Annotated in this window: 12 protein-coding genes; 7 read left to right on the forward strand and 5 right to left on the reverse strand. The window is 69.3% G+C overall.

What is annotated here, in order from left to right; all coding sequences use genetic code 11:
- Position 1: 1 nt before the first annotated feature.
- The 4 genes from ASE95_RS12725 (at position 2) to ASE95_RS12740 (ending at position 5,419) form a co-directional block, all read left to right on the forward strand.
- On the forward strand, positions 2-1,990 hold the full coding sequence (locus ASE95_RS12725; protein WP_235528313.1) for a protein-disulfide reductase DsbD family protein: 1,989 nt from the start codon (positions 2-4) through the stop codon (positions 1,988-1,990).
- Positions 1,991-2,064: 74 nt separating this feature from the next.
- The gene (locus ASE95_RS12730) at positions 2,065-3,576 is read left to right on the forward strand and encodes a circularly permuted type 2 ATP-grasp protein (protein WP_056636946.1); all 1,512 of its coding nucleotides are present in this window, start codon (positions 2,065-2,067) and stop codon (positions 3,574-3,576) included.
- Complete coding sequence (locus ASE95_RS12735; RefSeq protein WP_056636713.1) at positions 3,576-4,511, forward strand: alpha-E domain-containing protein; 936 nt, start codon at positions 3,576-3,578, stop codon at positions 4,509-4,511. The genes ASE95_RS12730 and ASE95_RS12735 overlap by 1 nt, the downstream gene beginning before the upstream one ends.
- Before the next feature lie 104 nt (positions 4,512-4,615).
- On the forward strand, positions 4,616-5,419 hold the full coding sequence (locus tag ASE95_RS12740) for a transglutaminase N-terminal domain-containing protein (RefSeq protein ID WP_056636715.1): 804 nt from the start codon (positions 4,616-4,618) through the stop codon (positions 5,417-5,419).
- A 16-nt stretch (positions 5,420-5,435) separates the two neighbouring features.
- On the opposite strand, the gene ASE95_RS12745 is transcribed toward ASE95_RS12740, so the two are convergent.
- The 3 genes from ASE95_RS12745 to ASE95_RS12755 form a co-directional block, all read right to left on the reverse strand.
- The gene (locus ASE95_RS12745) at positions 5,436-6,203 is read right to left on the reverse strand and encodes a hypothetical protein (protein ID WP_056636717.1); all 768 of its coding nucleotides are present in this window, start codon (positions 6,201-6,203) and stop codon (positions 5,436-5,438) included.
- Between the two features lie 315 nt (positions 6,204-6,518).
- Complete coding sequence (locus ASE95_RS12750) at positions 6,519-7,283, reverse strand: arginyltransferase (protein WP_056636720.1); 765 nt, start codon at positions 7,281-7,283, stop codon at positions 6,519-6,521.
- A 132-nt stretch (positions 7,284-7,415) separates the two neighbouring features.
- The gene (locus ASE95_RS12755) at positions 7,416-8,657 is read right to left on the reverse strand and encodes a threonine ammonia-lyase (RefSeq protein WP_056636950.1); all 1,242 of its coding nucleotides are present in this window, start codon (positions 8,655-8,657) and stop codon (positions 7,416-7,418) included.
- 82 nt (positions 8,658-8,739) lie between these two features.
- Here ASE95_RS12755 and ASE95_RS12760 point away from each other — a divergent pair, with 82 nt between their 5' ends.
- Positions 8,740-9,582 carry an NAD(P)-dependent oxidoreductase gene (locus ASE95_RS12760; RefSeq protein ID WP_156348037.1) on the forward strand — a complete coding sequence of 281 codons (843 nt, stop codon included), beginning with the start codon at positions 8,740-8,742 and terminating at the stop codon, positions 9,580-9,582.
- Between the two features lie 8 nt (positions 9,583-9,590).
- Here ASE95_RS12760 and ASE95_RS12765 read toward each other — a convergent pair whose 3' ends face one another.
- Positions 9,591-10,322: a PdaC/SigV domain-containing protein gene (locus tag ASE95_RS12765; RefSeq protein WP_056636724.1), complete on the reverse strand. Its 732-nt coding sequence runs from the start codon at positions 10,320-10,322 to the stop codon at positions 9,591-9,593.
- Positions 10,323-10,369: 47 nt separating this feature from the next.
- On the opposite strand from ASE95_RS12765, the gene ASE95_RS12770 reads away from it, so the two are divergent.
- A complete protein-coding gene (locus tag ASE95_RS12770; protein WP_056636953.1) occupies positions 10,370-12,040 on the forward strand; it encodes an amidohydrolase in 1,671 nt (556 codons plus the stop codon).
- Between the two features lie 86 nt (positions 12,041-12,126).
- Here ASE95_RS12770 and ASE95_RS12775 read toward each other — a convergent pair whose 3' ends face one another.
- Positions 12,127-13,521 (reverse strand): helix-turn-helix domain-containing protein, encoded by a 1,395-nt coding sequence (locus tag ASE95_RS12775; RefSeq protein WP_056636727.1) that lies wholly within the window; start codon positions 13,519-13,521, stop codon positions 12,127-12,129.
- A 107-nt stretch (positions 13,522-13,628) separates the two neighbouring features.
- On the opposite strand from ASE95_RS12775, the gene ASE95_RS12780 reads away from it, so the two are divergent.
- Positions 13,629-15,155 carry an acyl-CoA carboxylase subunit beta gene (locus tag ASE95_RS12780; protein WP_056636729.1) on the forward strand — a complete coding sequence of 509 codons (1,527 nt, stop codon included), beginning with the start codon at positions 13,629-13,631 and terminating at the stop codon, positions 15,153-15,155.
- Positions 15,156-15,238 lie beyond the last annotated feature (83 nt).

Below are 15,238 nucleotides of genomic sequence, written 5' to 3' on the forward strand. Positions count from 1 at the left end.
TATGACATTCGTCGCCGTACTGGGTGCCAGCGCGGACGCGCAGGTGCGGCATGTCGCGATGACGCTGACCGCCGAAAGCGACCGGCCCGCGCCGGGCGACGCGGTGGCGGTGGCGATCCGCGCGGTGCCGCAGCCGGGCTGGCACGGTTACTGGCTGAACCCCGGCGATGCCGGCGTCGCGACGCGCGCGACCTGGACATTGCCGGACGGCGTGCAAGCCGCGCCGCTGGACTATCCCGCGCCCGGCCGGCTGGTGATCGCGGGGTTGATGAACCACGTGTACGAGCGGCCGTGGACGATGCTGACCACGCTGACCGTCCCGCGCGGGATCGCCGTGGGCAGCGCGCTGCCGGTGCGGGTCAAGCTCGATTATCTGGTGTGCACCGAGGCGATCTGCGTGCCGGAGACGCAGGAACTGGCGATGCGACTGACCGTGGGCGACGGTGCGATCGATGCGGGCCGGCGCGCGTCGTTCGATGCCGCACGACAGGCGCTGCCGCGTCCGTTGGGCAGTGCGGCGACGTGGCAGGTCGCGGACGGGCGTTTCCGCCTCTCGGTGCCCTATCCGCGCGACGCGCCGCTGGGGACCGCATGGTTCTACCCCGCCCGCGGCGGTGCGATCGATTACGCCGCCGCGCAGCAGGTAGCGCGCGACGGCGAGCGACTGGTGATCGAGACGAAAGCCGCGGCGACGCCGGAACACGGGGCGCTGACGGGCGTGCTGACGACGGGAAGCGGCCCCGGGCTGGCGCTGGTCGCGCAGGCCGGCGCGGTTCCGTCGGCGGCATCGGCGGCGGCGTTCGACTGGGGCACCGCGCTGGCGGCGTTCGGCGGTGCGCTGCTCGGCGGACTGTTGCTGAACGTCATGCCGTGCGTGTTTCCGATCCTGAGCCTGAAGGCGCTGGCACTGGCGCGTTCGGGCGGGAGCGAGCAACACGCGCGGATCGAGGCGCTGGCCTATACCGCCGGCGTGGTGCTGGTGTGTCTGGCGCTGGGCGGGACGTTGCTGGCGTTGCGCGCGGGCGGGGCGAGCGCGGGCTGGGCGTTCCAGTTGCAGGACCCGCGCGTCGTCGGCGTGCTGTTGCTGCTGGTGATGGCGATCGCGCTGAATCTCGCCGGGCTGTTCGAGTTGCCGACGCCGCGCTTCGCGGGACGCGGCGGCGCGGCGGGCGCGTTCATGACCGGTGCGCTGGCGGCGTTCGTCGCGACGCCGTGCACGGGGCCGTTCATGGGCGCGGCGCTGGGCGCTGCGCTGGTGCTGCCCGCTGCCGCCGCGCTGCTGGTGTTCGCGGGACTGGGGCTGGGCATCGCCTTGCCGTTCCTGGCGATCGGTTTCGTGCCCGCGCTGCGGCGGCGGATGCCCAGGCCGGGGGCGTGGATGGTGCGATTGCGCCACATCCTGTCGGTGCCGATGTTCGCGACCGCGCTGGCGCTGGCGTGGGTGCTGGGGCGGCAGGCGGGGGTGGACGGCATGACGCTGGGGCTGGCCGCCGTGCTGCTGGCCGCGCTGGGGCTGTGGTGGACCGGACGGCGGCAGGCGGGCGGTGCGATGCGCGCCTGGGTGCCGGCGGTCGTGGCGCTGGTGGCGGCGGGTGGTGCGGTGGCGACGGTCCGCCCGCAGGCCGCGCGACCGGCGGCGGCGGCGTTGCCGGGGGCCGAGCCGTTTTCCGAAGCAAGGCTGGCGGCGTTGCGGGCGGAGGGGCGGCCGGTGTTCGCCTATTTCACCGCCGACTGGTGCCTGACGTGCAAGGTCAACGAAAAGGCCGCGATCGAGACTGTGGCGGTGGCGAAGTCCTTTTCACGCGGCAAGGTGGCGGTGTTGATCGGCGACTGGACCGATGGCGATCCGGTGCTGGGCCGCTTCATCGCGCGGCACGATCGCGCGGGGGTGCCGCTGTACCTGTGGTATCCGCCCGCCGCCCGCGCGCCGCGCATCCTGCCCCAGGTATTGACGCCGGCGATGCTGACCGGGCTGACGAAAGGAAGCTGAGCCGACCCGCTTGTAAGTCGCTCTGATGTCGATCAGCATGGCTCCAAATCGCGATGGAGGCGTTCAGGGCATCGATGGGGAAAATCGCGTTCGACGAAATCATGGGGGCAAGCGACGCCGATGGCGCACGCCCCGAGTTGCGGGAATTGTGCCGGTGGCTGACCGACACGCCCGAGGAGGAGCTGCGCCGCCGCCAGCAATCCGCGGAAACGACGTTCCGCCAGCTCGGCATCACCTTCGCGGTATACGGCGAGAGCGAGGCGAGCGAGCGGATCATCCCGTTCGACATCGTGCCCCGCGTGTTCCTGGCGGACGAATGGGCGCGCCTGTCCGAAGGGCTGGTCCAGCGCGTCGACGCGATCAACGCATTCCTGGTCGATATCTACGGCGAACAGAAGATCCTGCGTGACGGCGTGCTTCCCGCCGACCTGGTGCTGGGCAATGCGCAATTCCGCCCCGAGATCGCCGGCATCCGCCCGCCGCATGACGTGTGGGCGCATATTTGCGGCATCGACCTCGTCCGCACCGGCCCCGACGATTTCTTCGTGCTGGAGGACAACGCACGCACGCCGTCCGGCGTCAGCTACATGCTGGAGAATCGCGAGGCGATGGTGCGGCTGTGTCCGGAGCTGTTCTCCAACTTCCGCGTCGCGGCGGTCGACAGCTATCCCGATCAATTGCTGGAAACGATGCGGTCGGTCGCGCCGCGCGGGTGCGGCGGACGGCCGACCTGCGTGGTGTTGACGCCCGGACATTATAATTCAGCCTATTACGAACACAGTTTCCTGGCCGATTCGATGGGTATCGAGCTGGTCGAGGCCGCTGACCTCGTCGTCGACGACGACGTCGTCTATATGCGCACGATCGAGGGGCGGGTGCGCGTCGACGTGATCTATCGCCGTGTCGATGACGACTACCTCGATCCGCTGGTGTTCCGCCCCGATTCGATGCTGGGCGTCCCGGGGCTGATCGCGGCTTACGCGGCGGGCAATGTCGCGATCATCAATGCGCCAGGCAACGGCATCGCCGACGACAAGGCGATCTATAGCTACATGCCCGAAATCGTCCGCTATTATTCGGGCGGTGCCGCGCGGCTGCCCAATGTCGAGACGTACCGGTGCCGCGAACCGCAGGCGCTGAAATACGTGCTGGAGCATCTCGGCGAACTGGTGGTGAAGCTGGTCGACGGGTCGGGCGGTTACGGGATGCTGGTCGGCCCGACCGCATCGTCGGCGGAGATCGAGCGGTTCCGCGAGGCGCTGATCGCCCACCCCGAACGCTATATCGCGCAACCGACGCTGGCGTTGTCGACGGTGCCGACGCTGGTGGAGCAGGGGGTGGCGCCACGCCACGTCGATTTCCGCCCGTTCGTGCTGAGCGGCGCGAAGGGCGTGCAGGTTGTGCCGGGCGGACTGACCCGCGTCGCGCTGCGCGAGGGGTCGCTGGTGGTCAATTCGTCGCAGGGCGGCGGGACGAAGGACAGCTTCGTGCTGATGGAGCAAAGCGGCGGGATGACCCGGACGACGGGCGCGATGACCCAGACGATGGGTGGCATGACGCAGACGCTGGGCGGGGGGGCATTCTGATGCTGAGCCGTACCGCCACCTCGCTCTACTGGCTGGGCCGCTATGTCGAGCGCGCCGATTTCCTCGCCCGGCTGGTCGAGGCGACGCTGCGCCTCGACGTGCTGTCCACCCGGTCGGCGGGCGAGGACGCGTGGCGCACCGCGCTGGCGGTCAGCGAGACGACCGAGGCATTCGCCGCCGGCGACGCCGAACTGACGCGCGAGGAGGTGGTGCACTTCCTGCTGGCGAGCAGCACCCACCCCGGCTCGATCCTGCGCTGTCTGGCGATGGCGCGCGACAATGCGCGGGCGGTGCGCACCGCGCTGAGCCGCGAGGCGTGGCAGGCGATCAATGGCGCGTGGTTGATCTTCGATCAGCGGATGGGGCGTTTGGACCCCACCGCGACGCTGGCGGTGGTCGACGCGGTCAAGGCCGAGACGCGCGGGTTCGAGGGCGCGGTGCACCGGATGCTGCGCAACAAGACCACGTCGTTCATCCGGCTGGGCCAGGCGGTGGAGCGCACCGACAACACCGCCCGGCTGCTCGACGTCAAATACCACATTCTGCTGCCCGAGGGCGAGCGGGTGGGCGGGACGGTCGATCGCGACCAGTGGACGACGATCCTGCAGACCGTCTCGGCGGTCACCGCGTTCCGCTGGCTCTACACCGATGGGCTGAACCCCACCAACGTCATCGACCTGTTGCTGAGCCGCGCCGAATTGCCGCGCAGCCTGGCTGCCTCCACCGAGGAGACGGTGGCGGCGCTGACCGCGTTGGCGCGTGCGAGCGGGACGCAAGGCGAGGCGGACCGGATGGCGCGCACGCGACAGGCGCGGGTGGCGCGAACCCGCACCGGCGACGTGATCGCCGCCGGGCTGCACCAGCACCTGCGCGCGTTGATCGTCGAGAATGCGCATTTGCACGATGCGATCGGGCGGCAGTTCAAGTTCCACTGAGCGATGCCGGGACAAGGCGCGCGATGGTCCGGATCGTCGCGCCGTCTTGCTGCCCGGCATGATGATGCATTCGTGCCGACCCCGCGAAACAGAGTACCATCCCCATGCGCCTGACCATCGACCATCGCACCACCTATCGCTTCACGGCGCCGCAGGGGCGGATCGTGCAGCTGTTGCGGATGACGCCGCGCAACACCCACGACCAGACGGTGGCGGAATGGAACATCGCGGTCGATTGCGACGCGCGGCTGCGCGAGCATCGCGACGGCTTCGGCAACCTGACCACCATGCTCTATGCCGAAGGGCCGCTGGACGACATCGAGATCACCGTATCGGGCGAGGTGGTGACCAGCGCATCGGGCGGGGTGTTGCACGGCACGTTCGAGCCGCTGGCCCCGGCACTCTATCTGCGCAGCACGCCCGCGACGCAGGCCGAGGCGGCGTTGGCGGCGTTCGCGCAGGAAGCGACCGGCGGGCAGAAATCGGCAGATGCGCTCCATGCACTTGGCAACGCGCTGCGCGATCGCTTCGCGATCGTCGGCGGGCGGCCCGAACCGGGGCTGACCGCCACCGCCGCGTTCGCGCGCGAGACCGCGACCGCGCGCGACATGGCGCAGCTGTTCGTCGCCGCCGCCCGGGCGGCCGGCGTCCCGGCGCGCTACGTCACCGGTTATTGCGACGTGCTGCAGGACGGCGGCCATCCGACCCCGCACGGCTGGGCCGACGGGTGGATCGACGGAACCGGCTGGGTGGCATTCGACCCGACGCTGGGCATCACGCCCGAGGAACATCACGTGCGCGTCGCGGTGGCGCTGGACGCGGCGGGTTGCTCCCCGGTGGCGGGATCGCGGCTGGGCGAGGGGCGCGAAAGCCTGGACGTAGAGGTGCAGGTCGTCGGCGAGGCGTGAGGGCCCCGCGCGGGCACTACAGCGGCGGGAACGGCGGATAGGCGAGGGGTGACACATCGGCCCCGGCACCACCGCCAACCACCAGCCGGTAAAGCGCCAGCCCCGGCGCGCTCTCGGCGACGACACCGATCGAAACGTGGATCGCGACGATCGTGCCTGCACCCCACCACCACGCGCGATGGACGCGCCGGTCGCGACGAAGATCGGCGATCATGCCAGCGAGCGGAAACAGCAGCACCGCGGCCGTCACGAACCACGCCGCCCACGGGATCAACAGCGGCATCGGCAGGATACGCCCGAATGCCGGCCCGGTCAGGATCGCCATCGCGCAGATCATCAGCCGCCGGTGCCATTCGGTCCGCCGTCGCAGGACGATCGCGGCGGCGACCAGCGCGCCGAACCCCGCCACGAACAGCGTGTTCATGCAGAGGAAATAGGCTGGCGTGAAGAAGAAGGGGGCCGCACCGCGCCGCACCATCATCGCCGTGGTATAGATGCCGACGATCACCATCACCGTGGCCCAGAGCGCGCCGACCCAGCCCAGTCTACGATGCAGCGTCCGGTCCCGGCGACCCGCAAAGGTGGTCTGCACGACGAACAGCACGGTCCAGCCGATGAACAGCAGCGCGTGGACATGCACGGCGGCCGGCATCGCGAAAGTGGATCGGCCCATCAGCCATTGCAGCGAGAAGCCGATGAAGATGACCAGCGCCATCGCCACCGCAAGCTTCAGGAAAAAGCGCTGGTTGGCCGCGCCGGACCGGTCGATGAATACGGATGCCATGATGTTTCCCCCCGGATAACGACGGGAGCATATCACGACGACACGCGGTCGATGCGACTTTTCGCGTACGGTGCTGTCGTCGCCGCGACGGCGGGGTCATTTGCGTCGTCGATCCGGCGATCATGCTTCCGTCATGGAGCATGATCCCTTGCTTGCCGTGCGATCTCAACTTCCGCCGCGCGCGGAAACTGGGGCGACGGCGGATCGCGACGTCGAAGGCCGTCTTCAAACAACCCGTTTCGCGTCGCGCGATTGTTGCTTTCCGAAGGAGCCGGCAAATACCGGCCACGGATCAGGGCCGGGATGACCATCCGGTCATGCGGGTGTCGGCACCGGCTCTGCCGTATCCTCCGGTATCAGCACCCAGCCGTTCGGGCCGAGCATCTCGATCGGACGATAGCGCGTCTTGTAGGCCATGCGCGCCGAACCCTGCACCCAATAGCCGAGATAGACGTAGGGCAGCGTCGCCGCGCGGGCGCGAGTGATATGATCGAGGATGATGTAATTGCCCAGCGCGGGGCGCGCGTCCTGATCGGTGTCGAAGAAGCTGTAGACCATCGACAGCCCGTCGGCCTGCCGATCGGTCAGGCAGCAGCCGACGAGCCGGCCCGGCCGGCCGCCGTTCGACGGCTCCCGGTATTCGACGATCACCGAATTGACCGGCGAATGTTCGACCATGTCGGCGAAGTCGCTTTCGTCCATCGCCGCCATGCCGCCGCCGGGATGGCGCGCCGAAAGGTAGCGGCGCATCAGCGTATATTGCTCGTCGGTCGCCCATGGCCGACATGCGGAGACATCGAGGTCCGCGTGGCGGCGCACCAGCTTGCGCTGCGTCGCGTTCGGCTGGAACGCGTGCGCGCAGACCCGTACCGACACGCAGGCGGTGCATCCCGCGCAACTGGGGCGATACGCGACCGACTGGCTGCGGCGAAACCCGATCCGGCCCAGCGCATCGTTCAGTTCGGTGGCGTTGGGGCCGGACAGCTCGGTGAACACCTTGCGTTCCTGCCGGCCGGGCAGATACGGGCACGGCTGCGGACTGGTTACGAAGAAGCGCGGGAAACGGAACGGCGCGGTCATGCCGCCCCACCCTTCCGATCATGCCATGTGCCGCGCCCGTCCATGTCCCGCCCCATGCCTGACCAAGGCTTCATATGAGATGAAGCGCGCGCGGTGAAAAGCCGCTTTACCATGAAAACGCCGATGCGACGATCATGCCAGTTCGACGGTGCTCACCTCGTACCCGGCCTCGCGCAGGCCGGTCATCAGTCGATCGAGGTGCGCGCGGTCGCGCGACTCGCACTCGATGTCGGTGATAAGGCCCTTGGCCGGCAGGGTGGTGAACACGCGCTGGTGGTAGATTTCGATGATGTTCACCCGTTCGCGGTCGAACACGCGCATCACGTTGTAGAGCGCGCCCGGCTGATCCTGCAGCCGCAGCCGCAGCCGCGCCAGCCGGCCCGACCGCGCGAGATCGCGCAGCAGCACGTTGGCGAGCAGCCGGGTGTCGATGTTGCCGCCGCACAGCACGATGCCCACCGTGCGACCACGGAAGCGTTCCGGATGCGCCAGCAGCGCGGCGAGACCGGCGGCGCCGGCCCCCTCGACCACGGTCTTTTCGATCTGGAGCAGCAGGCTGACCGCTTCCTCCAGCGACCGTTCGGATACGAGCACGATGTCGTCGACGATCCGCGCCACCATCTGCGACGTGATGCCGCCGGGTTCCTTGACCGCGATCCCCTCTGCCAGCGTGTCCCCCGCGCACGGCATGTCGGTGCCGTTGATGCGGTTGTACATCGACGGATAGAGTTCCGCCTCGACGCCGACGACCTCGATCGGGCGGCCGGCGGCGCGCGCGACCGTCGCCATGCCGGAGATCAGCCCGCCCCCGCCGATCGGCACGATCAGCGTGTCGATCTCCGGATGATCGGCGAGCATCTCCAGCGCGACCGTGCCCTGTCCGGCGATGATGCGCGGATCGTCGAAGGGGTGGACGAAGGTGAAGCCGCACTGCGCCTCCTGCACGCGGGCATGCGCGTAGGCGGCGTCGAACGTGTCGCCTTCGAGGATGACCGTCGCGCCGTGGCCCTGCGTCTGCACCACCTTCACGACCGGCGTGTTGCGCGGCATCACGATCGTCGCGGGCACGCCCAGTCGGTTGGCGTGATAGGCCAGCCCCTGCGCATGGTTGCCGGCCGACGCCGCGATCACGCCCTTGGCGCGCGCCTCGTCGGAGAGTTGCAGCAGCGTGTTGAGCGCGCCGCGTTCCTTGTAGGCGGCGGTGAATTGCAGATTCTCGAACTTCAGGAACACCTTCGCGCCGGTCATCGCCGACAGCGTCTGGCTGACCAGCGTCGGCGTGCGTACGATCTTGTCGCCGATCCGCATCTGCGCGGCGCGCACGTCCTCGATCGAGACGGGCAGGTCGGGGGCGGACGCGAGCTGTGTGGCCATGGCGGCGACGTAGCGGATCGTCGCCGTTAAAGGAACACCCGGCCATGGTTGCCGCTTGTACCGGGTCAGCATAGGTAACCACATCATGAAGATCGCATTCATCGGCACCGGCGTGATGGGCGCCCCCATGGCGAAGCACCTGGCCGCGGCCGGGCACGACGTCACCGTCTACAACCGCACCCGCGCCAAGGCGGAGGCGACCGGGCTGGCGGTGGCCGATACGCCGGCGGCGGCGGCGCGGGGCGCGGAGGCGGTGGTGACCTGCGTCGGCAACGACGCCGACCTGGAACAGGTGACGCTGGGCACCGACGGCGCGTTCGCGACGATGCGCGAGGATGCGGTGTTCGTCGATCATACCACCGTTTCCGCCGATATCGCGCGGCGGCTGGCGGCCGCGCGCGCGCTGGTGCTGGACGCGCCGGTATCGGGCGGGCAGGCGGGGGCCGAATCGGGCAAGCTGTCGATCATGTGCGGCGGTTCGGCCGCCGCGCTGGCGAAGGCGCATCCGGTGATGCAGGCCTATGCCGCCCGGATCGTCCATGTCGGCGAAGCGGGTGCGGGGCAGCAGACCAAGATGGTCAACCAGATCTGCATCGCCGGCGTGTTGCAAGGCGTGGCGGAGGGTTTGCGGTTCGCGCAGAAGAGCGGGCTGGACCTCGACAAGGTGCTGGAGGCGGTGTCGGGCGGCGCGGCGCAAAGCTGGCAGATGGTCAACCGCTGGCCGACGATGGCGGAGGACCGGTTCGATTTCGGCTTCGCGATCGACTGGATGCGAAAGGATCTCGGGCTGGCGCTGGCCGAGGCGCAGGTGAACGGCGCGGTGCTGCCGATGACCGCGCTGGTCGACCAGTTCTATGCCGAGGTGCAGGCGATGGGCGGCGCGCGGCAGGATACCAGCGCGCTGGTGCGGCGTCTGCCGGGATAAGGCCCGCGTCAGCGGCCCGGCGCGAATACGCCGCGCCATTGCGGCCTTACGATCGCCAGCAGTGCCGGGGTGACCGGCAGCGTGATCTCATACATCCCCTCTGCATAGGAACCGGCCACATATTGGCCGGCGACCAGTCCGATGCGGTCGATCGCGCGCCCGTCCGTCGAGCCGGGCAAGAGCGTCAGTGCCGCGACCGGCGGGCAGGGAAAGATGTCGTCGGCACCGGGCGCGCCTTGCAGCCGGCCCGTGCGTTCCGCCTTCAGCCGGGCGCACCATGTCGCGCCCCACACGCGCTGGAGCGCGGCGGGGGAGGCGAACATCGCGCGCGGATCGACACGGGTGGCGCGGGTCTTGTCCCACACCAGCGCCTCCAGCAGCGTGCCGCCATGCGCACCGCCGGTGAAGCGGTAGGTTTCGCCCGACATGCTGAGCAGCCGCGCGGTTTCGGTCACCACCTTCCACTCGCGCGTCGCGACATGTTGGTGGAAGGGGATGCCGCTACCGCGTTCGCGCTCGTCGGCGGTCGCGTCGCGCACGGCATCCGCGCGAAAACGGGCGCGATCGGCATCCAGCCATCGGCGCAGCGGCGCGAGCCGCGCGGCGGCCGGCGGGTAGCGATAGGAGAAATCCAGCGCCGGCGTCTTGCGCGCCATCGCCCCGCGCGCATCGTTCCGCGGGGTCGCGGCCGCCGGCACCGCCGCCATCAGCATCGCCACGCCCGCCAACAGGTTTCGCATCGTCCGCCCCCTCGCCAAAAGCCCGCCGCCGCCATATGGCAGCGGACATGAACCGACGCCATCTGACCGCCGCGCTGAGCGCGCTTGCCGGCCTCTCCGCTGCCGCGACGGCGGGAGCCGACGCGCTGATCGACAACGTCAAGGGCGTGACGCTGAACCGCGACCGGCAGGTGGTGCGCTTCAAGGCGATGGTGATCGACGCGCAGGGCAAGGTCGTCCGCCTGATCGCGCCCGACGAGGAACCGCCCAAACGCACCAAGAAGAACCCCGGTCCGCGGTACGACTGGCGTGCGGACATGAAGGGCCGCGTGCTGGTGCCGGGCATGATCGATGCGCACGGCCATGTCGTCGAACTGGGGCTGGCGGCATTGTCGCTGGACCTGTCCGACACCCGTTCGCTGGAGGAGGCGAAGGCGAAGATCGCCGCTTATGCCCGCGCCAATCCGGAACGGCAGTGGATCGTCGGGCGTGGCTGGAACCAGGAGGCGTGGAAACTGGGGCGTTTCCCCACCGCCGCCGATCTCGATGCGGTCGTCGGCGACCGCCCGGTGTGGCTGGCGCGCGCGGACGGGCACGCTGGCTGGGCCAATGGCGCGGCGTTGAAGCTGGCCGGCGTCACCGCCGCTACCGCCTCCCCGGCCGGCGGGCGGATCGAAAAGCCGCTGGGCGTGCTGGTGGATCGGGCGAAGGATCTGGTCGAGCGGGTCGTGCCGCGCGTCAGCCCCAAGGACCGTACCGCCGCCTTCCTGAAGGCGCAGTCGATCCTGCTGGGCAACGGCGTCACCGCGGTGGCCGACATGGGCACCAGCATCGATGACTGGATGACCTATCGCCGGATGGGCGACATCGGCGCGTTGCGCGTGCGGATCATGTCGTACGGCATGGGGATCGACACCGCCGTGGCGATCGGCGGGACCGGGCCGACGCCGTGGCTGTACGACGACCGGCTGCGGCTGGAAGGCGTGAAGCTGTATGCCGACGGCGCGCTGGGGTCGCGCGGCGCGTGGCTGAAGGCCGATTATGCCGATGCGCCGGGGCAGCGCGGGCTGGGGTTCCTGACGGACGACCAGTTGCAGAACATCATGAGCCGGGCGGCGATGGACGGGTACCAGATCGCGGTCCATGCGATCGGCGACCGCGCCGACAGCCAGGTGCTGGACGCGATCGCCGAACTGTCGCAGACCTACAAGGGCGATCGCCGCTGGCGGATCGAACATGCGCAGGTGGTCGACGCCGCCGACATGGGCGCGTTCGGCAAATACGGCATCATCGCCTCGATGCAGCCGACCCATCAGACCAGCGACCGGGTAATGGCCGAAGCGCGGCTGGGACCGGCGCGGCTGGCGGGCGCCTATGCGTGGAAGACGCTGCTGGACGACGGCGCGGCGCTGGCGTTCGGGTCCGACTTTCCGGTGGAGCGTCCCGATCCATGGGCGGGCTGGGCCGCCGCGTTCACGCGCATCGATGCGGACGGACAGCCGGCGGGTGGCTGGCATCCCGAACAGGCCGTGACACGCGAACAGGCGTGGTGGGCATTCACCGGCGGCGCGAGCTTCGCGGGGTTCGCCGAGCAGAAATTCGGCATTCTCGCTCCCGGCCAGCGCGCCGACTTCCTGCTGCTCGACCGCGACCCGACCACCGCCGCCGCCGTCGATCTGCGGCAGACGAAGGTGCTGGAAACGTGGATCGGTGGCGCGAAGGCGTGGGAGCGGAAGTAGGGGCGCGCCGGCTCGTCATCGCGAGCGCAGCGACGCGATCCAGCGCCGGATCGGGCCGCGCCGGGTCCGGCTTACGTCATGCCACGTCAGATCACCCGGTACGGCACCACCCCGCGCACATCGCCCTCCACCGCAATCGCGCGGTCGGTGGGCGGGAAGGCGCGCTGGTCGCAATCGGCGCGCGGGCATAGCCGGCAACTGATCCCGATCGGTGTCGGGCTGCGCGGATCGACCGCGTCGGCATAGACGAAGTCGGCGGCATGCGCGGCCTCGCACCCCAGCGCCACCGCATAGCGGCGCGGCATCCGCGCGAAGCGCCCCGACGGCTTCACCAGTCCTTTCGCCATCGAGACGTAGCGGACGCCATCGGGCGTCTCGGCATGCTGCACGAGGATGCGGTCGGGGATCGCGACCGCTTCGTGGACGTGCCACAATGGGCAGGCACCGCCAAACCGCGCGAATTGCAGCCGCGTGGCCGAGTGACGCTTGGTGATGTTGCCCGCCATATCGACCCGGCAGAAATAGAACGGAATACCCTCCGCGCCGGGGCGTTGCAGCGTCGACAGCCGGTGGCACGCCTGTTCGAAGCTGGTGCCGAAGCGGCGCGACAGCCGGTCGATGTCGTGGCGGACGCTGCGTGCGGCGGCGCGGAACGCGGCATAGGGCATCAACATCGCGCCCGCGGCGTAATTGGCCAGGCCGATCGCCAGCAGCCGCCGCGCCTCAGGCTGGGGTAGCGCCGAACCCGCCACGATCGCGGCGATCGGATCGGCGAAGGCCAGTGCTGCGACACGATTGGCGATCAGGAAGCGGCGACTTTCCGGCGGGAGCGCGGCATTGAGGTGGAGCGTCGCGCCGTCGAAGCGCGCCAGCGGCGCATCCTCGCGCGGGTCGGTGGCCAGCGCGATGCCATAAGCGGCGAGCATTGTTTCGGCGTCGTGCCGCTCCGCCCACTCCTCCGCGGCGCGATCGAGCGGGTCGATGTAATTGCCCGCTTCGTGAAACCAGTCACGCACCGCCTCCCACGGCAGCCGCGCGCCGACGCCGGCGGTCAGCGCCTCCTCGGCCAGCGCGACGCGTTCCTCGGCGGCGCGCTTGGCCATGTGCAGCGCGATCAGCCGGTCGGCGAGCGCCGGCCGTTCCTCCGCCAGCCGCGCGACGTCGCCGGGCGGCAGCGGCGCGACCGCCGGATCGGCCAGCGCATGGCCGAGCGCCACCAGCCGCCGCGCGGGTGCCTCACCCTCGATCCCGGCGAGCGCGGCGGGAAAATGCCGCGCCAGCGCCGCCGTCACTGCCGCGGTGAGCGGGCGTTCGTCGCCCTCCAGCTGCGACAGATAGCTGACCGACACCCCCAGCCGCGCCGCCATCGCGCGCTGGTTGAGGTGCGCGGCGGCACGCAGCGCGCGTAACTGCGCCCCGGCGTAGAGGCGCGCCTTGATACGCACGTCCGCCGGCGCGGGGGGAGCATATGGGTCGGTCATTCCTGCGGGGTATCGTTTGCAACGCCCACGTTCGCAAGTTCGCAACTTCACATTTGCCCCTGCGCGACGTGGCGGGCACAACGGCCGCCACGCGCCGGGAGAAACTTATGTCGTCGACGATCGCCGAACTGGACAGCAGGCGCGCCGCGGCGCGAGCCGGCGGCGGGCAGAAGCGCGTCGATGCGCAGCACGCCAAGGGCAAGCTGACCGCGCGCGAACGGCTGGACGTGCTGCTGGACGAGGGCAGTTTCGAGGAGCTCGACATGTTCGTCGAGCACAATTGCACCGACTTCGGAATGCAGGATCAGGTGGTGCCCGGCGATGGCGTGGTCACCGGATCGGGGACGATCAACGGCCGGCTGGTGTTCGTCTTCTCGCAGGATTTTACCGTCTTCGGCGGCTCGTTGTCCGAACGCCATGCGCAGAAGATCTGCAAGATCATGGATATGGCCATGAAGGTCGGCGCGCCGGTGATCGGCATCAACGATTCTGGCGGCGCACGCATCCAGGAAGGCGTGGCGTCGCTGGGTGGCTATGCCGAGGTGTTCCAGCGCAACGTGCTGGCATCGGGCGTGGTGCCGCAGCTGAGCCTCATCATGGGACCGTGCGCGGGCGGCGCGGTCTACTCCCCGGCAATGACCGACTTCATCTTTATGGTGAAGGATTCGAGCTACATGTTCGTCACCGGACCGGACGTGGTGAAGACCGTGACCAACGAGGTGGTGACACAGGAGGCGCTGGGCGGCGCGGTGACGCACACCACCAAGACCAGCGTTGCGGATGTCGCGTTCGAGAACGATGTGGAGGCGTTGCTGGCGGCGCGCGATTTCATCGACTTCCTGCCGTCCTCCAACCGCGAAGGGGTGCCGTCACGGCCGACCGGCGATGCATGGGACCGCGCCGAGCCGAGCCTCGACACGCTGATCCCCGCCAGCGCCAGTCAGCCGTACGATATGCACGAACTGATCGCCAAGGTTGTCGACGAAGGCGACTTCTTCGAGATCCAGCCGGCGCATGGGGCCAACATCATCTGCGGCTTCGGGCGGGTCGAGGGGCGGACGATCGGCGTCGTCGCGAACCAGCCGATGGTGCTGGCTGGTGTGCTGGACATCAATTCCAGTCGCAAGGCGGCGCGCTTCGTAAGGTTCTGCGACGCGTTCGAGATCCCGATCGTGACCTTCGTCGACGTGCCCGGCTTCCTGCCCGGCACCGCGCAGGAGCATAACGGCATCATCAAGCATGGCGCGAAACTGTTGTTCGCCTATGCCGAGGCGACGGTGCCGAAGATCACCGTCATCACGCGCAAGGCGTACGGCGGCGCGTATGACGTGATGGCGTCCAAGCACCTGCGCGGCGACCTGAACTATGCGTGGCCGACCGCGGAGATCGCGGTGATGGGCGCAAAGGGTGCAGTGGAGATCATCTTCCGCGGCAGGACGGCCGATGAGATCGCCGAGCGCACCGCGGAATATGAGGCGCGCTTCGCCAACCCGTTCGTCGCGGCGAGCAAGGGCTTCATCGACGAGGTGATCCAGCCGCACTCCACCCGCCGCCGGATCGCGCTGGGGCTGCGCAAGCTGCGCGGCAAGGCGCTGGAGAATCCGTGGAAGAAGCATGACAATATTCCGTTGTAGTCTCCGTCGTCGCGAGCGGAGCGAAGCGAGCCCCGGCGGCGTGCGGACACTGGATTGCTTCGCTATGCTCGCGATGACAGCGG

Source organism: Sphingomonas sp. Leaf231, from assembly GCF_001421995.1.
GTDB lineage: Bacteria > Pseudomonadota > Alphaproteobacteria > Sphingomonadales > Sphingomonadaceae > Sphingomonas.

What these genes read in the sequence shown, in the direction of transcription:
- ASE95_RS12745 (WP_056636717.1), bottom strand. Translation starts at nt 6,203, where the DNA reads ATGGCATCCGTATTCATCGACCGGTCCGGCGCGGCCAACCAGCGCTTT.
- ASE95_RS12780 (WP_056636729.1), top strand. Translation starts at nt 13,629, where the DNA reads ATGTCGTCGACGATCGCCGAACTGGACAGCAGGCGCGCCGCGGCGCGA.
- ASE95_RS12750 (WP_056636720.1), bottom strand. Translation starts at nt 7,283, where the DNA reads ATGACCGCGCCGTTCCGTTTCCCGCGCTTCTTCGTAACCAGTCCGCAG.
- ASE95_RS12765 (WP_056636724.1), bottom strand. Translation starts at nt 10,322, where the DNA reads ATGCGAAACCTGTTGGCGGGCGTGGCGATGCTGATGGCGGCGGTGCCG.
- ASE95_RS12770 (WP_056636953.1), top strand. Translation starts at nt 10,370, where the DNA reads ATGAACCGACGCCATCTGACCGCCGCGCTGAGCGCGCTTGCCGGCCTC.
- ASE95_RS12740 (WP_056636715.1), top strand. Translation starts at nt 4,616, where the DNA reads ATGCGCCTGACCATCGACCATCGCACCACCTATCGCTTCACGGCGCCG.
- ASE95_RS12725 (WP_235528313.1), top strand. Translation starts at nt 2, where the DNA reads ATGACATTCGTCGCCGTACTGGGTGCCAGCGCGGACGCGCAGGTGCGG.
- ASE95_RS12730 (WP_056636946.1), top strand. Translation starts at nt 2,065, where the DNA reads ATGGGGAAAATCGCGTTCGACGAAATCATGGGGGCAAGCGACGCCGAT.
- ASE95_RS12775 (WP_056636727.1), bottom strand. Translation starts at nt 13,521, where the DNA reads ATGACCGACCCATATGCTCCCCCCGCGCCGGCGGACGTGCGTATCAAG.
- ASE95_RS12735 (WP_056636713.1), top strand. Translation starts at nt 3,576, where the DNA reads ATGCTGAGCCGTACCGCCACCTCGCTCTACTGGCTGGGCCGCTATGTC.
- ASE95_RS12755 (WP_056636950.1), bottom strand. Translation starts at nt 8,657, where the DNA reads ATGGCCACACAGCTCGCGTCCGCCCCCGACCTGCCCGTCTCGATCGAG.